This window comes from Albidovulum sp. (genome assembly GCF_041919395.1).
Classification (GTDB): domain Bacteria; phylum Pseudomonadota; class Alphaproteobacteria; order Rhodobacterales; family Rhodobacteraceae; genus Albidovulum.
The window spans coordinates 1-19,604 of the sequence record NZ_JAYRTX010000065.1; the positions used below are offsets into that span (position 1 = coordinate 1).

Here is a 19,604-nt window from a genome sequence, read left to right on the forward strand (position 1 = left end):
TGGGGCAGAACTGGTCCACGTCCGCCGGCACCGTCGAGGCGAGCACCGCGCCCTCCGCCGTCAGCGCCTTGAGGGTCGCCGCCGTCCATTCCTCCGCCTCGGGCCGATGGTCCCAGCGCATGACGGGCAGGAACGCGGCCTGACCCACCTCCGGCTGCGTGGCCTCCACACAGGCCGAGGGCAACAGCAGAAGGAATATCCCGGCGAAGCGGAAACGCGAAAACGCCATCGGTCTGGCCTTGGGTGACACCGGCGCCCCGTGCCGGCGGCGTGACCCTCGGGCAAAACACGCCCAGAAGGCAACCGGCGGATTTTCGTATCGGCGGAACCCCGCCACCGCCGCGCGCCCGGCTGCGCATGATTTCGCGCGCCCGCGCCGGCCCGGCCTGCTTGTCTCGACCGCCTCGCTCCCGTAGAAAGCGGTCCGGATATGGAAGGACGCCCCATGCTCGACCTCGCCTACGAAGCCCCGAAACCGAAGGTGATCACCGGCGCGAAAGCGGACTGGGAACTGGTGATCGGCCTCGAGGTCCATGCCCAGGTCGCGTCCAGGGCCAAGCTTTTCTCCGGTGCCTCCACCGAATTCGGGGCGGAGCCGAATTCCAACGTCGCCTTCGTCGATGCGGCGATGCCGGGAATGCTGCCTGTCATCAACGAGTTCTGCGTGGAACAGGCGGTGCGCACGGGGCTTGGCCTGAGGGCGGCGATCAACCTGCGATCCGCCTTCGACCGCAAGAACTACTTCTACCCCGACCTGCCGCAGGGCTACCAGATCAGCCAGCTCTACCACCCGATCGTGGGCGAGGGCGAAATCCTCGTGGTGATGGCGCCGGGGATCGCGCGCCGCGTCAGGATCGAGCGGATCCATCTGGAACAGGACGCGGGCAAGTCGATCCACGACCTCGACCCCATGATGTCCTTCGTCGATCTCAACCGCACCGGCGTCGCGCTGATGGAGATCGTCTCGCGCCCGGACATGCGGGGGCCGGAGGAAGCCGCCGCCTATGTAGCGAAGCTGCGCCAGATACTGCGCTACCTCGGCACCTGCGACGGCAACATGCAGAACGGCAACCTGCGCGCCGACGTCAACGTCTCGATCTGCCGGCCGGGCGACTATGAGAGATACCAGGCGACGGGCGACCATTCGGTTCTGGGAACCCGCTGCGAGATCAAGAACATGAACTCGATGCGCTTCATCCAGGCCGCCATCGAATTCGAGGCGCGCCGCCAGATCGCCATCGTCGAGGATGGCGGCAAGGTCGTGCAGGAGACCCGCCTCTACGACCCCGACAAGGGCGAGACGCGGTCGATGCGCTCGAAGGAAGAGGCGCACGACTACCGCTACTTCCCCTGCCCCGACCTTCTGCCTCTGGAGATCGAAAAGGCATGGGTGGACGCCATCGCGGCCGCCATGCCGGAACTGCCCGATGCCAAGCGCGCGCGCTTCGTCGCCGACTACGGCATGACCGAATATGACGCGGGCGTGCTGACCGCCGAGGCCGAGAATGCCGCCTTCTTCGAGGCGGTGGCGAGGGGCCGCGACGGCAAGCAGGCGGCGAACTGGGTCATCAACGAGCTTTTCGGCCGGCTCAACAAGGAGGGGCTGACGGTGGAGACCTCGCCCGTCTCCGCCACGCAGCTTGGCGGTGTGCTCGACCTCGTCGCCTCGGGCGAGATTTCCGGCAAGATGGCCAAGGACCTTTTCGAGCTTCTCTGGACGACCGAGCGCGGCGCCGAGCCCGCAGAGGTTGCCGCCAAGCACGGGATGAAGCAGGTCACCGACCTTTCCGCGATCGAGGCGGCAGTGGAGGAGATCATCGCCCAGAACCCCGTGCAGGTCGAGAAGGCCAAGGCGAACCCCAAGCTCGCCGGCTGGTTCGTGGGCCAGGTGCTGAAAGCGACCGGCGGCAAGGCCAATCCGGCCGCGGTGAACGAGCTCGTCGCCAAGAAACTCGGCCTCTGACGCGCCGGCCTGCCGCGAGCGCACCCCCGCCGGCCTTCGGGCACCCCGCCCTTGCCCGGCGGAAGCGCATCCGCTATGGGGCTCAGGTCCCGCGCTGCCAGACGAGGCTCAGATGCAGACGTACGAGTACAAGGTGGTTCCCGCCCCCGCCCGCAGCGAGAAGGTGCGCGGGGCCAAGACGCCTGCCGACCGCTTCGCGCAGACGCTCGCCACGGTGATGAACGACCTGGCGCGCGACGGATGGGAATATGTCCGTGCCGATACGCTGCCATCCGAGGAGCGCACCGGGTTGACGAAGCGGACGACGGTCTATCATTCGGTGCTGGTGTTCCGCCGCGCCACCGCTGCCGCGGGCGAAAGCGAGGCTCCGCGCCGGCTGCTGACGGCCGACGCGCCCGCCGGCAAGGCCCCGGCGGTCCAGATCGAGACGGGCGGCGCAGCCCCGGCCGTCCAGATCGAGAACGGCGGCGCCGCCCCGAAACTCGGCGCGGCGCTGCCCGAAGCCAGGCAGGACGCCTAGCCGCCGATGTCGAGAGACAGCGCGTGGATCCGCCCGACGAGGTCAGGCCCCAGCGCGGCATGAACGGCACGGTGCCGCTCCACCCGACCCATCGCGGCGAAGGCAGGCGCGCGGATGGTCACGCGGAAGTGGCTTTCGCCGCCCTCCCGGTATCCGGCGTGGCCGCGGTGACGTTCGCTGTCGTCCACGACCTCCAGTTCCGCTGGCGCGAAGACTGCCGTGAGCCTTGCGCGGATTTCCTCGGTCACCGTCATTTTTTCACCTCCGCCCCTTCAAAGCGCCCCAAAATCCCCTACACTCTGGCCCCCGAGTCGAAAAAGTCCACGCCTGAGGCGACAGCATGAGCAGAGCAGACCCCTTCGGTTTCGACATATCCGCCGCGTCCGACAAGAAGAAGCGGGCGAAGGGCAAGCGCGGCATGTCGGGCGCCTTCGAGACCTCGACGCGGGCCTGCGATCATGCCGGCTGCGCCGCGGCGGGCCAATACCGCGCGCCGAAATCTCCCGACCATCTCGACGAATATTTCTGGTTCTGCCGCGACCATGTGCGCGAATACAATCTGAAATGGAACTTCTTCCAGGGCCAGACCGACGAGGACTTCCAGAAATTTCTCGACAAGGACCGGCTCTGGGGGCGCGAGACCAAGCCCTTCGGCCGCAGGGCCGTGGAGGACCGCGCCTGGTCGCGGCTCGGCATCGAGGACCCGATGGAACTTCTCGGCGCGAACGCCACGCAGAACCCCGGCCGCGCGGTCGGCCGGAAACTGCCGCCGACCGAACGCCGCGCGCTCGACATCCTCGAGGCGAAGGACAGCTGGACGAAGGTGGAGATCCGGCGCCAGTACAAGAGCCTCGTCAAGGACCTCCACCCCGACATGAACGGCGGCGACCGGTCCGACGAAGACCGGCTGCAGGAAGTCGTCTGGGCCTGGGACCAGATCAAGGACAGCCGGAACTTCCGGGAGTGAACGGGCGGCGGCAGATTCCGCCACCAAGATGCCTCACCTGTCGTCGAGCGTTTTCAGGAAGGCGACAAGGTCGGCTTCCTCGGCCGCGGTGAGCTTCAGATCGCCAAGCTCGTCCTTGTTCATCGTCGCCTCGAACTCCGGCGCGGGCCAGCAGTTTCCGGCCAATGCCTCGGCCTCCGACGCCAAGGGATCGGCACAGCGTGGCAGCACGTCACGGGTGTTGTAGAAGTGGACGACGCCTTCGAGTGTCTTGAAGTAGCCGTTGTGCATGTAGGCCTTCGGCGCGTTCGGCGAGAGACGTTTGTCGAGGTTGCGCAGGGTCGGCACCTGCTGCGCGCCCATCACGTCCTCCGCGTAGGCGGCGTAGACCGGGTCCGTCCTGAGGAACTCCCCCAGGCCCGGATCGACATAGTCCGCCCCCTGCGGATTGTCGCGGTTGCGCGGCACGCCGATATTGTCGAACGTCCAGTCGGTGAAGACGGCCCGCTGTTCCCGTCCCGTCGGCGCCAGCACGTGGCAGGCGGCGCAATTGCCCTTGTCCTCGTCCTCGAAGACCTCGAAGCCGCGCCGTTCCTGTTCGCTCAGGGTGCCGGTACCGGCGACCCAGGCGTCGAAGCGCGACGAGAACGGGTTCATCTCGTCGGTCGCCTCGTAAGTCGCGATGGAGATGGCGATGCGATCGAAGGCGCCGTCGATCCTGGCGGCGAGCGCCTCGTCGCCGATGTCGATCTTCGCGTCCGGATCGTTGCACAGGCCGGTGATCTCGGCCGGGATTTCGACGGCGGCGTCGGCGCCCCAGACATCGGTGTAGCCGACTGGATAGGCGAAGGGGTCGACAGGATCCAGCACCCGCGCCACGACGCAGGCCGCATGGGGCAGTCCCATCTCGACCGGATTGAGGAACGGCCCCTGCGCCTGGTCGGCCGTGACCGAACCGAGCTTCTTGCCCGTCGCGCGCCCGTCGAGGAAGGCGCCGCCGACAATGGTCACACCGTCATCGTCGATGTGATGCAGGATCGGCGAAAAGGTCGCATAGGCTGCGGAGGGCGGCTTGCGATTGCCGAAGCGGCCCGCAACCGACCCTTGGACAACCGCGCCGGCGGCGTTGAACTCGTCGAAGGGGCTGGTGAATCCCGTATCCGGGTCATGGCAGGAGGCGCAGGCCTGGTTGCGGTTGACCGACAGGTTGGTGTCGAAGAAAAGCGACTTTCCCAGCTGTTCGATTGGCGAAAGCTCGGCCGCGAGCGACGGCATGGCCAGCAAGGGCAATAGCCCGGTGGCCATCCACACATGTTTCATACCTGAACCCCATTTCCCGAGTTAAACTGTCGGGGATAAAATCAAACACGACAGATTAAGTCAACAATTAGATCGCATCGCGTCGCGACCAGAGGCCCGCGGACAAGCTCCGCACAAACCAAAATCGCAGACAAACTCGCCATGGCATGAAAACCACTGCGATCAAATGCAACGCATTGTTTGTAATTGATATTCTTTCCGCGCGCCGCAAGCCTCCGCGCGGTCGCGGCCGTCAAGGCCCCGGCAAGTGGGGAAGCGAAGTCAGCTCGGGCGGAAGACCAGCGCCAGCCCGTTCATGCAGTAGCGCTTGCCGGTCGGCGCCGGCCCGTCATCGAAGACATGCCCGAGATGGCCGCCGCAACGGCGGCAGTGGACCTCGGTCCGACGGCCGAGGAGGCTCCAGTCGCCCTTGGTCCCGACCGCGCCCGGCAGCGGCTTCCAGAAGGACGGCCAGCCGGTGCCGCTGTCGTACTTCGCATCGGAGGCGAAAAGCGGCAGGTCACAGCCGGCGCAGAAGAAGGTACCGGCGCGCTTTTCCTCGTTGAGGGGGCTCGTGAACGGCCGCTCGGTGTCCGCTTCGCGCAGGACGGCGAATTGCGCCGGAGTCAGGAGCGCCCGCCATTCCGCCTCCGTCCGGACGATCTCGAAGGGTTCGGCTGCACCTGCCCGCCCGGCGGCGGCCAGCGTGGCGAGGCTGGCAGCGGCGCTCATCAGTTTGCGGCGCGATATCATGGCGGTCCTCCCCGTTGCCTGTCGTGCTTGATGCCAGAGTTTCGCGCGCCCGGCGGTAAAAGTTGCGTGCGTGGCGGGGTGGCCCGTTCCGCCGCGCCCCGCGCGCGGCGCGGCGTCGAAAACGCGCGCCCCGGGGTCGCCCGCTGCCCTTGCACGCCCCGCCGATATGATCCATCAATCGAGAACTTCCTGCCGGGCCCAGCCCGGCCCTGAGTCAAGGCGGACGGAATGTTGGACCAGCAGGCTAGACCCACCGAAGAGATCTCCGTGCGCGAGGTCTTTGGCATCGACACCGAGATGAAGGTGAAGGGCTTCGCCGAGCGCGGCGACCGCGTGCCTGATATCGATCCGACCTACAAGTTCGACCCGGACACCACGCTCGCCATCCTCGCGGGCTTCGCCTACAACCGCCGGGTGATGATCCAGGGCTATCACGGCACCGGCAAATCGACGCATATCGAGCAGGTCGCCGCAAATCTCAAATGGCCCTGCGTGCGGGTGAACCTCGACAGCCATATCAGCCGGATCGACCTCATCGGCAAGGACGCGATCAAGCTCAGGGACGGCAAGCAGGTGACCGAGTTCCACGAGGGCATCCTGCCCTGGGCGCTCCGCAATCCCGTCGCCATCGTCTTCGACGAATACGACGCCGGCCGCGCCGACGTGATGTTCGTGATCCAGCGCGTCCTGGAGCATGACGGCAAGCTGACGCTTCTCGACCAGAACGAGATCATCACGCCGCACCCCTCGTTCCGGCTCTTCGCCACATCGAACACCGTGGGCCTTGGCGACACCACCGGGCTTTACCACGGCGTCCAGCAGATCAACCAGGCGCAGATGGACCGCTGGAGCCTTGTGGCGACGCTGAACTACCTTTCCCATGACGCCGAAACCGCGATCGTCCTGGCCAAGAACCCGCATTACAACACCGAGAAGGGCCGCAAGCACATCAGCCAGATGGTGACCGTCGCCGACCTGACACGGACCGCCTTCATGAACGGCGACCTCTCCACCGTGATGAGCCCCCGGACCGTCATCAACTGGGCCCAGAACGCCGAGATCTTCCGCAACATCGGCTATGCCTTCCGGCTCACCTTCCTCAACAAGTGCGACGAGCTCGAGCGGCAGACCGTGGCCGAGTTCTACCAGCGCTGCTTTGACGAGGAACTCCCCGAAAGCGCGGCGAGCCAGAGCATCAGGTGATGACGCACGCCGCTGGCCTTCATATCGGCCTGATCGGCGGGATCGGCGTTGCGGCGACGGTGGTCTACTACCAGCGGCTTACGGCCGAGGTGGCGCGGCGGGGGGGTGCGATGGACCTCACCATCGCCCACACGCCCGACATCAACGTGCTGATCCGCAACAACCTTGCCGACCGGCGTGCCGAACAGGCGGCGGAGTATGCGCCGCTGATCGACCGGCTGAAGGCGGCGGGCTGCGACTGCGCGGCGATCACCTCGCTCGGCGGGCATTTCTGCTTTGCCGAGACGGCGGCCCTCTCCTCCCTCCCCCTCGTTTCGGCGGTTGCGCCGCTCGACGATTTCTTCGTCCGGGAAGGCATCGGGCGTATCGGGCTTCTCGGCACGCGGGTGGTGATGCGGACGAAGCTCTACGGCCAGCTTGCCCGCACCGAGGCCGTGGCGCTCGAGGACGAGATCGAGGTTATCGGCCAGGCCTATCAGGAGATGGCCGTGGCGGGGCACTGCACACCCGAGCAGCGCGCGCTCTTCCGCGACGCGGGCCGGCGGATGGTTGAGGAGTCGGGCGCCGAGGCGATCGTGCTGGGCGGCACCGACCTCGGCCTTGCCTTTGACGGCCCGGACCCGGGGTATAAGGTGATCGATGCGCTCGACGTCCATGTCGCGGTCCTTGCGGACCTTGCGACCGGGCGCAGGAGACTTGAAGAAGTGGCGGCCAGGACATGACCAAACTTTCCGACAACCCCGCGGATCCGTTCAAGAAGGCGCTCGCCGAGGCCACCAAGACCATGGCCGACGACCCCGAGCTGACGGTCACCTATTCCGTCGACCCGCCGGGCATGGCGGGCGAGACGATGCGCCTGCCGCAGGTCAGCCGCCGGATGACTCGCGACGAGGTGCTGATCGCGCGCGGCACGGCCGATGCCTTCGCGCTGCGCCACCGTTACCACAATGCGAAGGTCGCCGCGAAGTACATGCCGCAGGGCCAGATGGCGCGCGACCTCTACGAGGCGATGGAGACGGCGCGCTGCGAGGCCGTGGGCGCCCGCGACATGCCCGGCACGCTCGGCAACATCGACGCCAAGATCGGGGCCGAGGCCGACCGGCGCGGCTACGGCCAGATTCGCCAGGCGCAGGACGCGCCCCTGGCGCAGGCCGCCGGCTATCTCGTGCGACACCTCGCGACCGGCCGCAGGCTGCCGGCCGGCGCCCAGAACGTGATGGACCTCTGGCAGCCCTTCATGGAGCAACAGGCGGGCGGCACGTTCGATCACGTGAAGGATGTGCTTGCCGACCAGGCCGCGTTCGCCCGCCTCGCCCGGCAGGTCATCAGGGACCTCGGCTACGGCGACCAGCTCGGCGACGACCCGGACTTGGAGGACGAGAGCGAGGGCGACGACGCCGCCTCCGAGCAGGAAGAGGAAAGCCCCGACAGCGAGGAAGGCGAGGAGCAGTCGGAGGATGCCGATGCCTCCCCCGAGCAGTCGCAGGAGGAGCAGGACGACACCTCGCAGGCCGAGGTGTCGATGGACGAACTGGCCGACATGGAGGAGGGCGAGGAGTCCGAGATGCCCGAGGGAGAGGCCCCGCTGGAGCCGCCCCCGCCCCCGCCGCATTCCGACGCCGACCCGAACTATACCGTCTATGCCACGGATTTCGATGAGGAGATCAAGGCCGAGGATCTGGCCGAACCGGCGGAGCTCGAGCGCCTGCGCGCCTATCTCGACCAGCAGCTCGAACCCCTGAAGGGCGCGGTCAGCCGGCTTGCCAACAAGCTTCAGCGCCGCCTTCAGGCGCAGCAGAACCGTTCGTGGGAATTCGACCGCGAGGAAGGCATCCTCGATGCCGGCCGGCTTGCCCGCGTCGTCGCAAACCCGACCACACCGCTGTCCTTCAAGGTCGAAAAGGACATGGAGTTCCGCGATACCGTAGTGACGCTCCTCCTCGACAACTCCGGCTCGATGCGCGGCCGGCCGATCTCCATCGCCGCGATCTGCGCCGACGTCCTCGCCCGCACGCTCGAACGCTGCCAGGTGAAGGCGGAGATCCTCGGCTTCACCACGCGGGCCTGGAAGGGCGGGCAGAGCCGCGAGAAATGGCTCGCCGCCGGGCGGCCGCAACAGCCCGGACGGCTGAACGACCTTCGCCACATCATCTACAAGTCGGCCGACGCGCCCTGGCGGCGGACGCGGCCGAACCTTGGGCTGATGATGAAGGAGGGGCTCCTGAAGGAGAACATCGACGGCGAGGCGCTGGAATGGGCGCACCGGCGGATGCTCGGCCGGCCCGAGCAGCGCAAGATCCTGATGGTCATCTCGGACGGCGCGCCGGTCGACGATTCCACCCTGTCGGTCAACCCCGCGAACTTCCTCGAAAAGCACCTCCGCGACGTGATCGCCATGGTGGAGCGCCGCAAGGCCGTGGAACTCATCGCCATCGGCATCGGCCATGACGTGACGCGCTACTACCAGCGGGCAGTGACGATCACCGATGTCGAACAGCTCGCGGGCGCGATGACGGAACAGCTCGCCAGTCTCTTCGACAGCGATCCGCGGGCAAGGGCGCGGTTCCTCGGCCTCCGCAAGGCCGGCTGAGGGCCGTCACGCTGCCGGTGGGCCTTCGGCCGCGAGCACTGCGCGGACCATGACCTTCACGGCGTCCTCCTGCGACAGCCCGGCTTCGCCGACGAGAGTGCTCCAGCCCGGAAAGCTCAGGGCCAGCCGCAGCGCGGCGAGGCCGAGCGGGCCGCAGTTGCCCCCCAGCACCTCCGCATAGGCGGCGACCACCGGCCCCCGCCGCAGCTCGACAATCTCGCGCGTCGGCGCGTGGCTCTGCGCATCTCGCGTGACGCAAGACATGAGCCCGGCGTTGCGCCCGTACCAGGCATAGACCTCCGAAAGCGCGGTCCGGAGCCGTTCCTCGCGGTCCTCGATCGCGCGCCAGGGCTCGGCCTCGGGCATCGGATCACGCTCGGCCGCCAGGCCGGAACAGGCCATCAACAGGCTGCGCTCGTCCGGGAAGTGCTTGTAGAACGTGTGCCGCTGCACCCCTGCCCGCTCGGCGATCATCGTCACCGTCGTCTGGGCGGGGCCGACCGTGCCGTGAAGGTCAACCGCCGCCTCGACGATGCGCTGGCGGGTCTGCGCCTGCTGCTCGGCGCGTTTTCCCAATGCATAGGTCCGCTTCATATTCATTACACTATCATGTGCATTCAATATTGACAACCAGTGACATTTGAATGCACATGAGCGCGCAACCAATTTGAACACGCCTCGGGCGCGGTGTGATTTGCAGGACCGGTTCCAAATTTTTTCGTGTTGCCGTGCCCCGGCGGAGCCGTCCCGACGACCCGCCATCCCGCGTTTTTCCGATTGCTTGCTCGTTACCGGTCAGACTGTCCTCTATTTCATAGGAGATTGAAAATGCACATGAAAAATACCGTTATGATCACCGCGACCGTTGCCGCCTTCGCCATCTTCCCGGCCCAGGCCGGAGAGACCGCCACCCCCGCACCCGGCGAACCCACGCTTCAGGAGGTGCGCGAGGCCACGCTTCGCTTCGCCGACGTGAACGTGGCCCTTGCCGAGGGCTACATCCGCGACCCCGGCGACCATTGCGAGGTCGCGACGATGATGGGCCGGCCGGAGGCGGAGGGCGCGATGGGCATCCACTATTTCCGCCCCGACCTTCTCGGCATCTCGGCACCGCCCAATCCGCGCGTCGACGGCAACGGAACCCACACCGACTTCCGCCAGCCGGCCGTCCTGCTCTACGAACCGCAGGAGGACGGGTCGCTCGCGCTCATCGGGGTGGAGAACCTCGTCTTCAAGGCCGCGTGGGAGGCTGCGGGCAATACCGAGCCGCCGCGCTTCCACGGCGTCCCATACGACCGGATGGAGGACGACCCCTCGACGGCGCTCGACGAGGCGCACAACTTCGCGCCGCATTACGACCGCCACGTCTGGGTGCACCGCGACAATCCCAACGGGGTCTTCGCCCCGTTCAACCCGATGGCCACCTGCGCACACCACCAGGGACATGCCGACCACGCGTCGAACTGACCGCCGGCCCGCGCCGTCCGTCGGGGTGGCGCGGGCCCCGTCCCCGGAAATCCGTTTACCTGCGTGGTCTTGCTCGGCTAAACCGGTCGGGCGGCGGCGTTTCCGGCCGCCGGAAAAGGCGAGACCCGGCATGTTCCAGAGCTTCGAGACCACCTCCCGCCCGGATCAGGGGCCGCCGCGGCTCGCGGCGCTCAGGGAGGAACTGGCCCGCATGGGGCTCGACGGGTTCATCGTGCCGCGCGCCGATGCCCATCAGGGCGAATACGTGGCGTCCGCCGACCGTCGGCTCGGGTGGCTCACCGGCTTCACCGGATCGGCCGGTTTCGCCATCGTTCTGCCCGGGCTCGCCGGCGTCTTCGTGGACGGGCGCTATCGCACGCAGGTGAAGGCGGAGGTGGATCTTGCGGCCTTCACGCCGGTGAACTGGCCCGAGACGAAGCCCGCCGAATGGCTCCGCCGCGAAATGCCGCAGGGCGGGCGCGTCGGATTCGATCCCTGGCTCCACACCGCGAAGGAGATCGCTGACCTTCGCTCCGCGCTCGACGGCAGCGGGGTGGAGCTTTGCCCCGCCGCGAACCCGGTAGACCGCATATGGACCGACCGCCCCGCTCCGCCGCTCGGTCCCGTGCGCATCCAGCCCCTGGAATTCGCGGGCGAAACGGCGGCCGACAAGCGCGTGCGGATCGGTGCCGAATTGGCGAAGACAGGCCAGTCGGCGGCGGTGCTGACGTTGCCCGACTCGATCTCGTGGCTTCTCAACATCCGCGGCAGCGACATCGAGCGGAATCCCGTCGTGCAGGCCTTCGCAGTCCTGCGCCACAGCGGACAGGTGACGCTCTTCATCGCGCCCGAAAAGCTTTCGGACGCGGTGCGCGACCACCTCGGCCCCGACGTCACCCTCCGTCCCCCCACCGCCTTCGTCCCGGCGCTCCGGACCCTCAAGGGTCCCGTCCGGGTGGACGACCGCACCGCTCCTCTCGCCGTCGCGCGCGAACTCGAAGAGGCGGGCATCGCCGTCCAGGCGGCGCCTGACCCCTGCCTCCTGCCGAAAGCGACGAAGAACCCCGCCGAGATCGCGGGGATGGAAGCCGCACATCTCAGGGACGGCGCGGCGATGGTCGAGTTCCTCGCCTGGCTCGACGCCGAGGCGCCGAAGGGCGGACTGACGGAGATCGACGTGGTGCAGCGGCTCGAAGGTTTCCGCCGCGCGACGAACGCGCTTCAGGAGATCAGCTTCGAGACGATCTGCGGCACCGGACCCAACGGCGCGGTGATCCACTACCGCGTGACGCGCGCGACGAACCGGCCGCTCCGTCCCGGCGAGGTCGTCGTGATCGACTCGGGCGGCCAGTACCTCGACGGCACCACCGACATCACCCGCACGGTTGCCGTGGGCGACACGGTGGACCCCGACGCGAGGGCTGCCTTCACCCGCGTGCTTCAGGGGATGATCGCCATCTCGCAGCTGAGGTGGCCGAAGGGGATCGCGGGGGCGCATCTCGACAGCATCGCCCGCCAGGCGCTCTGGCTCGCCGGGCAGGATTACGACCACGGCACCGGCCATGGCGTCGGCTGCTACCTTTCCGTCCACGAAGGGCCGCAGCGGCTGTCGCGCACCGGCGACGTGCCCTTCGAGCCGGGCATGATCCTCTCGAACGAGCCCGGCTACTACCGTGAAGGCGCCTTCGGCATAAGGATCGAGAACCTCATCCTCGTGGAGGAGGCGCCGCCCCTGCCCGGCGGCGATACGCACCGGCAGATGCTGCGGTTCCGCAACCTGACCTGGGCGCCGATCGACCGCCGGCTGATCGACGCCGCGGCGCTGACCCCGGCCGAACGCGGCTGGCTCGACGCCTACCACGCCGAAGTCTCGGCGCGGATCGGTCCGCGCGTTTCCGACGCAGCGCGCGCCTGGCTCGCGGCGGCGACGGCGCCCGTCTGACACATTCCCTTTGCCTTCCGCGGCGATACTTGCCGAACCGAGCAGAAGGAAAGAAACGATGCCGACCCGCCTCGAGATTCACCCCGCAGAGGGGGCCTGGGTCATCCGCGCCGGCGGCGCGGTGATCGGCGAGACCTCGCGCGCCCTGGAAGTGACGGAGGGCGGCTATCCTCCTGTCCTCTACATCCCGCGCGAGGACATCGCCATGGCGCTCCTCGACGAAAGCCGCACCCGCACTGCCTGCCCCCACAAGGGCGAGGCGCGCTATTTCACGCTGGTGACGAAAAGCGGTCCGGTCCCCGATGTCGCCTGGAGCTACGAAACGCCCGCCAACGGCGCGGGGGCACTGACCGGCCACATCGCGTTCTACGCCGACAAGGTGACGCTCGAACGGATCTGAAACCGTCCGTCGTGCGTCCCCCGCGCCGCGCCGCTGCGTGTCAGCGGTGTTCCTCGGCCGCCGTCTCGGCAAGCGCGCGTGCGTAGGCTCTGAGCACGTCGGTCTGGAATACGGCGCCCGCGAGCACGGGCGCCCCGCCGTCGCCCGGCCGCGTGACCGGAATGAAATCGGCGCCGGTTTCCTCGAACAACCTCAGCGCCGTTTCCAGCACCTGGACCTCGCCGAGAACGAGGCCCCTCTCCATCATGGCCCGGCAGGCATCCTCTGGCGCGGCGGCGGGATGTTCCATGGACCGCAGAATCTCTGCGAGCCGGATCGTCGTGCCGAGGTAGACCTGCGGCCCCGCGGCAAGCTGGATGCCCCGCCGCGCGAGCTGCGTGAGGAAGAAGGACCGTTCCACCAGCCGCGAGGCAAGCGCGGTCGAGATCGAAACGGCCGTCATGACGGCAATGCCGGTTTCCCAGTCGCCTGTCAGTTCGAAGACGATGAGCGTCGTCGAGATCGGCGCGCCGAAAACGGCGGCGGCCACCGCACCCATGCCGGCGAGCGCGTAGATCGTCGCTCCACCGGAGACCGCAGGTGCGAAACCGGTGGCGATTATCCCGAATGCGAGCCCGGTGAGGGAGCCGACGACGAGCGCGGGCGAGAACATGCCGCCGCCCATCCGGCCACCCATCGTGATCGCGACGGCGATGATCTTGACCACCGTGTAGACGATGGCGGCGCCAAGCCCGATGCGTCCCGTCAGTGCGGCCGAGGTGGTCTCGTAGCCGACGCCGATGATGTGGGGGAAGGGAATGGCGATCGCGCCCAGGAGCGCCCCGGCCAGCGTCGGCCGCAGCCAGCGCGGAATGCCAGTCGCACTCTGGATCCGGTCTCCCAGGTCGTCCGCGCGGAGGACCGCGCGCATCAGCGCGACGGCGACGAGGCCGGAAATAGTTCCGAGCAGGAGAAAGGCCGGGAGTTCGCCGTAGAAGGACAGACCGCCCCCGTCCCGCAGGTGGAACTCCGTGATGTCGCCGTAATGCAGACGGTTGATGACCGTCCCTGCGACCGATGCGATGGCGATGGGCGCGAAGGACCGCAGGGCGAAATGGCGCAGGACCACCTCTTGCGCGAAGATCGCTCCGGCAATGGGCGCGTTGAAGCTGGCCGAGACTGCCGCTGCCACCGCGCAGCCCAGAAGGTCGCGCCCGGTGATGCCGTCAGCGCCGATCCGGTCGGACACCCAGGACGAGATGATGGCGGCAAGGTGGACTACCGGGCCCTCGCGCCCCGACGACCCGCCCGAGCCGAGCGTGATCAGCGAGGCGGCGGCCGAAGCGAGCCCCGCCCGGCCCTCGACGCGCCCGCGATCGAGCGCCGCGCCCCCGATCACGTCGGCAACGGCGCGCACCCGCGCATCGGGGGTGAAGCGGTCGAGAATCAGGCCGACGACCAGTCCGCCGAGGATCGGAATGGCAAGCACCCACCACCACGGCAGGCGGCCCGCGACCGTCGCGAGCATCATGTCGTCGGTGCCGTAGAGCACGGTTTGCAGGGTCGTGATGCCGAGACGGAACCCGAGGGCCGCCGTCCCGGCCGCAAGCCCGACGGCAAGCGCGATCGCCCAGAAACGGACCCCGCCCAGATCGCTCCAACGCATCGTCGAGGGTTCCTTCCGATCCGGTCCGGCGCTTGGGGAGGGTGCGCGCCTGTCTGTGGTCTCGTCGCGTTCCGTCACCCGGCAGATTTCCGCGGGACGTGACCTTGCCGGGCTTCCCCGGGCTGCCCGCTTCGCCTAGGGTCGCCGCGCCACCAGCCCGAGGACCGAAATGCCCCATGACGCGGCGCTCGCCGAACTCGCCTCCTTCTTAGGGGATCGCCTGTCGCGCTCCAAGGCCGAACGCGCCGCCCACGGGCAGAGCGAGGCCTGGTTTCCCGAAGCCCCGCCCGACGCCGTCGCCTATCCGGAGACGACGGAGGAGGTCGCGCGGATCGTCGCGACCAGCGCGCGACACGGCTGCCCGGTGACGGCCTGGGGCACCGGAACCGCGCTCGAAGGCCATGCGCTCGCCATCCGGGGCGGCGTCTCGCTCGACCTCGGCCGGATGAACCGGGTGCTCGCCATCCGCGCCGAGGACATGCAGGCCGTGGTCCAGCCGGGCGTCACCCGCGAGGCGCTCAATGCCGAACTGCGCGCCACGGGCCTCATGTTCCCGGTCGACCCCGGAGCCAATGCCTCGCTCGGCGGCATGGCCGCCACCCGCGCCTCGGGCACCACGGCGGTCCGCTACGGGACGATGCGGGACAACGTGATGGCGCTTGAGGTCGTCCTCGCCGACGGCCGGGTGATCCGCACCGGCTCGGGCGCGAGGAAGTCCTCGGCGGGGTACGACCTGACCGGCCTCTTCGTCGGCTCGGAAGGCACGCTCGGCATCATCACCGAACTGACGCTCCGCCTTCACGGCCAGCCCGAGGCGATCTCGGCCGCCGTCTGTGCCTTCGACGACTTCGAAGCGGCGGTGCAGACCGTCATCGCCACGATCCAGATGGGCATTCCCATGGCGCGGATCGAGTTCGTCGACGAGACCACCGCCGCGATCTTCAACAAGGCGAACGGCACGGCGCTGCCGGAAAAGCCGCAGCTCATGGTCGAGTTCCACGGCTCGGAGAGCTCGGTCGAGGAAGACGCGCGCCGCTTCGGCGAGGTCGTGGCCGAGATGGGCGGCGGGCATTTCGACTGGGCGACCACGCCCGAGGCCCGCACCGCGCTGTGGAGGATGCGCCACGGCGCCTATCGCGCCTCCATCGCCTTCCGTCCCGGCTCCATCGGACTCGTCACCGACATGTGCGTGCCGATCTCGCGGCTGGCAGAGGCGGTGCGGGAGACCCGCGCCGACATCGCCGCGTCGGGGATCCCGGGCCCGATCGTCGGCCATGTCGGCGACGGCAATTTCCACGCCGTCCTCCTGATCGAGCGCGGCAACGCGGCCGAACTGAAGACCGCCAAGGCGTTCGCCCGCCGCATGGCCGAACGCGCGCTGCGGCTCGGCGGCACCATCACCGGGGAACATGGCGTGGGCATGGGCAAGAAGGACCTGATGGCGCTGGAGCATGGCGACGCCTGGGAGGTCATGGCGCGGATCAAGCGCGCGCTCGACCCCGATGGCATCCTCAACCCCGGCAAGGTCGTGGAGGTGAACCAGTGACCCTGCCCGACCCCGCGCTCTTCGCCCGCGCCTTCGCCGACGCCTGGGCGGCGCGCGATGCCCGCGCCATGGCCGCACTCTTTGCCGGGGACGCCGACTTCCTCACCCTGACGGGGCATTGGGCCGAGGGCCGGAAGGCGATCGCGGAGGCGGTGGCGGGCGAGATGGCCGGTGCCTTCGCACGGGCGAAGCTGGTGACGGGGCGGACGAAGGCGCGGACGCTGGCGCCCGGCGTCGCGCACGTGATGCAGCGCTACGTGCTCTCGGGGATCCTCAATGCCGACGGGACGGACGCGGGGCGCGTCGGCGCGATCCTCGCGGCGGTGCTGGTCGAGGGACCGGAAGGCTGGCAGGTCGCGGCGGCGCAGTTCACGGCCGAAGGATAGAGCGCGAAGGGCAGTGCGCCTCAGCCCTCCAGCTTCGTCAGGTCCGCTACGGAAAGGCAGATCGTGCGGATGCGGCTGAGCAGGTTCAGCCGGTTGCGGCGGACGACCTGATTGTCGGTATTCACCTGCACCGCCTCGAAGAAGGCGTCGATGGGCGCGCGGAGCGCGGCCATCGCCGACATGGCGGCGGCGAAGTCCTCGGCCTGCATCGCCGGGGCGATGGCGGATTCGGCGGCGTCGAGCGCGGCGAAGAGTGTGCGTTCGGTCTCGTCCTCGGCGAATTTCGGGTCGGCGCCGAAGGAGTATTCGACGCCGTCCTTTTCCTCGGCCTGGGTCAGGATGTTGTTGGCGCGCTTGAAGCCCTGGAGGAGGTTCTCGCCGTCATCGGTCTTGAGGAAGGCCGCGAGCGCCTCGGCGCGTTTGACGAGGAGGGTGAGGTCGTCGTTCCCCGGCATGGCGAGGCAGGCGTCGATGACATCGTGGCGGATGCCCTGATCGCGGAGATGGACCTTGAGGCGGTCGTGGAAGAAGGCGAGGAGGTCGGCAAGGCGAAGAAGCGAACGCTCAATCTCGTCATCTGTCAGCGAACGCTGCTTAGCTTTCTCGTGCGCTCTTCCGATTGCCGCGTATGCCCGGTCGGCTGCTTGCTGCGGAAACCCCGCGTCGATTAGATCGTTCAGCTTGTCGATCTGCCGGTTGGTGTTCTCAAGCAACGGGAGTTCTGCGAAGCTTGAATTGGCGGGGATTAATACGTCATCCATCAACGCAAGACGGATGGCATTCCCCAACACCAACCTAATCACCCCCAACGCCGCCCGTCTCAGCGCGAACGGGTCCTTGCTCCCGGTCGGCTTCTCGTCGATCGCCCAGAACCCGGTCAGCGTGTCGATCTTGTCGGCGAGCGCGACGACGACCGAAACCGGCTCGGTCGGCACGTCGTCGGAGGGGCCGAGCGGCTGGTAATGCGCCTTGCAGGCATTGGCCACGGCGTCGGGCAGGCCGGCGGCGCGGGCGTAATAGACCCCCATCGTGCCCTGAAGCTCCGGGAACTCACCCACCATCGCGGATTGCAGGTCGGCCTTGGCGATCCGCGCGGCTTCGGCGGCAAGGTCGGGCTTGGCGCCGACCAGCGGCGCGATCTCGCGAGCAAGCGCCTCGATCCGGTCGATGCGGTCCTTCTGGCTCCCGAGCTTGTTGTGGAAGGTCACATTGGCCAGCCCCTCGGCCATGCCCTCCATCCCCTCCTGAGCAACCGTCCGCAGGTCGTTCTCCCAGAAGAACTTGGCATCCGAGAGCCGCGCCGAGAGCACCTTCTGGTTGCCCTTGAGGATCGTCGCACCGTGGTCGGCCGCCTCGGTGTTCGCCACGGTCACGAAGCCCTCGATCCGGCCGGTCTTCGGGTTCCTGGCCGAGAAGAACTTCTGATGTTCGCGCATCGAGGTCTGCAGCACCTCGGGCGGCAGGCCGAGAAACTCCGCGCCGATCCGGCCCAGCAGCACCACGGGCCATTCGACAAGCCCCGCGACCTCGGCCAGCAGGCCCTTGTCCTCGACCACCTCAAGCCCGGCGGCGAAGGCGGCATTCTGGGCGTCGTGCCAGATGTGCTCGGCGCGCTCGGCCGGGTCGAGCATGACGAAGGCGCGCTTCAGCTTCGCCGCGTAATCCTCGAACCCGGTTACGGAAAACGCATCCGGCGCGAGGAAACGGTGGCCGCGCGTGACGTTGCCCGCGCGGATGCCGTCCACGTCGAGCGGCACCACCTCGGCCCCGTGCTCGTCGCTCAGCACACAGAGGATCGAATGCAGGGGCCGCACCCAGCGCAGGCTCCCCGCCCCCCAGCGCATCGACTTCGGCCAGGGAAAATTGCGGATCGTCGCCTCAAGCACCTCGGCCACGATCGCCCTCGCGCTCCGCCCCGGCCGCTCGATCACGGCGAACCAGGTCTTGCCCTTGGCCCCCTCGCGCACCTCGAGCTGCTCCAGCATCATCCCGGTCGAACGGAGGAAGCCCTGCACCGCGGCGTCGGGCGCGCCCACGGCGGGGCCCTTGCGTTCCTCGCGCACGGGCCTGCTTTCGGCCGTCAACCCCTCCAGTGCCAGCGTGAGCCGGCGTGGGGTCGAAAGCGCGTGCGCCCCGGAATAGGTCAGCCCCGCCTCGACGAGCCCGTCGGTGACGAGCCGCTTCAGGTCCTCCCGCGCCCGTCCCTGCATCCGCGCCGGGATTTCCTCGGAGAAGAGTTCAATCAGAAGATCGGGCATTCACTTCTCCAGCGTTTCGTTCGGCTGATGCCAGGCAAAGGCCCGGCCGTCGGGGTAGACGGCGACGACCCGGTCCACGCCGGGGTGAATGTTCTTCTCGGACAGGAAGGCGAGCGCCGTTCCCGTCTCAAGATCGGCGCCCAGAGCCTTGGCATCGAAGCAGGAAAACCAGTTCGGCCCGATCAGCGGCGTGGGCGTTTCGTAGGCAACGTAGGTTTCGCTCAACATCGCGAGCGTCATCGGGGTGCGGAAACAGCCGCGGAAGCGCAGGGGCGAGCTGTCCGCGTCGATCCCCTCGAACCCCTCCGCCAGCATCGGCTCCACCGCGCCCGAAAGGTCGGTCAGACGGATGACCGCCTCGGCCGAGGCCGGCTCCACCGTCCGGTAATAGGCATATTCCTGCAGGTAGTAGATCGCCGCGCCGGCGACGAGTGCGGTCAGCACGATGAACCCCGCGACGAGCTTGCCATTCACGAAGCCACCCCGCCACCGGCCTCGGTCGCCACGAAGGCATCGGCGCATTGCTTCGCCAGCCCGCGGACGCGGCCGATATAGGCCTGCCGTTCGGTCACCGAGATCACGCCGCGCGCGTCGAGCAGGTTGAAGAGATGGCTCGCCTTGATGCACTGGTCGTAGGCCGGATGCGCCATGACGATCCTGCGCCCCGCCTTGTCCTCGGCCGGGGC

The 19,604-nt window shown here is 68.1% G+C and carries 19 protein-coding genes and 1 pseudogene; 11 read left to right on the plus strand and 9 right to left on the minus strand.

The window, feature by feature from the left end; translation table 11 throughout:
- A pseudogene (locus ACMUOO_RS11570) lies at window positions 1–229 on the minus strand (lytic transglycosylase); the annotation flags it as partial.
- A 216-nt stretch (window positions 230–445) separates the two neighbouring features.
- On the opposite strand from ACMUOO_RS11570, the gene gatB reads away from it, so the two are divergent.
- Both gatB and ACMUOO_RS11580 read left to right on the plus strand, forming a co-directional pair.
- The gene (gene gatB / locus ACMUOO_RS11575) at window positions 446–1,963 is read left to right on the plus strand and encodes an Asp-tRNA(Asn)/Glu-tRNA(Gln) amidotransferase subunit GatB (protein WP_301917389.1); all 1,518 of its coding nucleotides are present in this window, start codon (window positions 446–448) and stop codon (window positions 1,961–1,963) included.
- Between the two features lie 112 nt (window positions 1,964–2,075).
- Entirely contained in the window at window positions 2,076–2,483 is a 408-nt protein-coding gene (locus ACMUOO_RS11580; RefSeq protein ID WP_301917388.1) for a DUF4177 domain-containing protein, read from the plus strand.
- Here the strand turns inward: ACMUOO_RS11580 and ACMUOO_RS11585 are convergent.
- A complete protein-coding gene (locus ACMUOO_RS11585) occupies window positions 2,480–2,737 on the minus strand; it encodes a BolA family protein (RefSeq protein ID WP_301917387.1) in 258 nt (85 codons plus the stop codon). The genes ACMUOO_RS11580 and ACMUOO_RS11585 overlap by 4 nt on opposite strands.
- Window positions 2,738–2,823: 86 nt before the next feature.
- Here ACMUOO_RS11585 and ACMUOO_RS11590 point away from each other — a divergent pair, with 86 nt between their 5' ends.
- The gene (locus ACMUOO_RS11590) at window positions 2,824–3,450 is read left to right on the plus strand and encodes a DnaJ domain-containing protein (protein ID WP_301917386.1); all 627 of its coding nucleotides are present in this window, start codon (window positions 2,824–2,826) and stop codon (window positions 3,448–3,450) included.
- Window positions 3,451–3,483: 33 nt separating this feature from the next.
- On the opposite strand, the gene ACMUOO_RS11595 is transcribed toward ACMUOO_RS11590, so the two are convergent.
- Together ACMUOO_RS11595 and msrB are read right to left on the minus strand one after the other, a co-directional pair.
- Complete coding sequence (locus ACMUOO_RS11595) at window positions 3,484–4,749, minus strand: cytochrome-c peroxidase (protein ID WP_301917385.1); 1,266 nt, start codon at window positions 4,747–4,749, stop codon at window positions 3,484–3,486.
- A 261-nt stretch (window positions 4,750–5,010) separates the two neighbouring features.
- Complete coding sequence (msrB, locus tag ACMUOO_RS11600; protein ID WP_413855306.1) at window positions 5,011–5,481, minus strand: peptide-methionine (R)-S-oxide reductase MsrB; 471 nt, start codon at window positions 5,479–5,481, stop codon at window positions 5,011–5,013.
- 228 nt (window positions 5,482–5,709) lie between these two features.
- Between msrB and cobS the strand changes: the two genes are divergently transcribed.
- From cobS to cobT, 3 genes are read left to right on the plus strand one after another with little or no spacing between them, the layout of a single operon-like run.
- Complete coding sequence (gene cobS / locus ACMUOO_RS11605; protein ID WP_413855308.1) at window positions 5,710–6,684, plus strand: cobaltochelatase subunit CobS; 975 nt, start codon at window positions 5,710–5,712, stop codon at window positions 6,682–6,684.
- Window positions 6,684–7,406: an aspartate/glutamate racemase family protein gene (locus ACMUOO_RS11610; RefSeq protein ID WP_301917382.1), complete on the plus strand. Its 723-nt coding sequence runs from the start codon at window positions 6,684–6,686 to the stop codon at window positions 7,404–7,406. Before cobS ends, ACMUOO_RS11610 begins: the two co-directional genes overlap by 1 nt.
- A complete protein-coding gene (gene cobT / locus ACMUOO_RS11615) occupies window positions 7,403–9,274 on the plus strand; it encodes a cobaltochelatase subunit CobT (protein ID WP_413855310.1) in 1,872 nt (623 codons plus the stop codon). The genes ACMUOO_RS11610 and cobT overlap by 4 nt, the downstream gene beginning before the upstream one ends.
- 6 nt (window positions 9,275–9,280) lie before the next feature.
- On the opposite strand, the gene ACMUOO_RS11620 is transcribed toward cobT, so the two are convergent.
- Window positions 9,281–9,874, minus strand: a complete 594-nt coding sequence (locus tag ACMUOO_RS11620) for a TetR/AcrR family transcriptional regulator (RefSeq protein WP_413855312.1) — start codon at window positions 9,872–9,874, stop codon at window positions 9,281–9,283.
- Window positions 9,875–10,108: 234 nt separating this feature from the next.
- Here ACMUOO_RS11620 and ACMUOO_RS11625 point away from each other — a divergent pair, with 234 nt between their 5' ends.
- The 3 genes from ACMUOO_RS11625 (at window position 10,109) to ACMUOO_RS11635 (ending at window position 13,083) form a co-directional block, all read left to right on the plus strand.
- Complete coding sequence (locus ACMUOO_RS11625; protein ID WP_301917556.1) at window positions 10,109–10,741, plus strand: hypothetical protein; 633 nt, start codon at window positions 10,109–10,111, stop codon at window positions 10,739–10,741.
- 130 nt (window positions 10,742–10,871) lie between these two features.
- Window positions 10,872–12,683, plus strand: coding sequence for an aminopeptidase P family protein (locus ACMUOO_RS11630; RefSeq protein WP_301917557.1), 1,812 nt, complete (start codon window positions 10,872–10,874; stop codon window positions 12,681–12,683).
- A 58-nt stretch (window positions 12,684–12,741) separates the two neighbouring features.
- Window positions 12,742–13,083, plus strand: coding sequence for a DUF427 domain-containing protein (locus ACMUOO_RS11635; protein ID WP_301917558.1), 342 nt, complete (start codon window positions 12,742–12,744; stop codon window positions 13,081–13,083).
- Window positions 13,084–13,123: 40 nt separating this feature from the next.
- Here ACMUOO_RS11635 and ACMUOO_RS11640 read toward each other — a convergent pair whose 3' ends face one another.
- On the minus strand, window positions 13,124–14,728 hold the full coding sequence (locus ACMUOO_RS11640; protein ID WP_301917559.1) for a chloride channel protein: 1,605 nt from the start codon (window positions 14,726–14,728) through the stop codon (window positions 13,124–13,126).
- Window positions 14,729–14,897: 169 nt separating this feature from the next.
- On the opposite strand from ACMUOO_RS11640, the gene ACMUOO_RS11645 reads away from it, so the two are divergent.
- Window positions 14,898–16,274, plus strand: coding sequence for an FAD-binding oxidoreductase (locus tag ACMUOO_RS11645; protein ID WP_301917560.1), 1,377 nt, complete (start codon window positions 14,898–14,900; stop codon window positions 16,272–16,274).
- Window positions 16,271–16,660, plus strand: a complete 390-nt coding sequence (locus ACMUOO_RS11650; protein ID WP_301917561.1) for an SgcJ/EcaC family oxidoreductase — start codon at window positions 16,271–16,273, stop codon at window positions 16,658–16,660. The genes ACMUOO_RS11645 and ACMUOO_RS11650 overlap by 4 nt, the downstream gene beginning before the upstream one ends.
- 20 nt (window positions 16,661–16,680) lie before the next feature.
- Here ACMUOO_RS11650 and glyS read toward each other — a convergent pair whose 3' ends face one another.
- From glyS to ACMUOO_RS11665, 3 genes are all read right to left on the minus strand, one after another.
- The gene (gene glyS / locus ACMUOO_RS11655) at window positions 16,681–18,918 is read right to left on the minus strand and encodes a glycine--tRNA ligase subunit beta (protein ID WP_413855316.1); all 2,238 of its coding nucleotides are present in this window, start codon (window positions 18,916–18,918) and stop codon (window positions 16,681–16,683) included.
- On the minus strand, window positions 18,919–19,392 hold the full coding sequence (locus ACMUOO_RS11660) for a DUF6446 family protein (RefSeq protein WP_413855318.1): 474 nt from the start codon (window positions 19,390–19,392) through the stop codon (window positions 18,919–18,921).
- Window positions 19,389–19,604: glycine--tRNA ligase subunit alpha (locus ACMUOO_RS11665; RefSeq protein ID WP_413855320.1), on the minus strand; the 216-nt coding region annotated here is incomplete at its 5' end. The genes ACMUOO_RS11665 and ACMUOO_RS11660, both read right to left, overlap by 4 nt.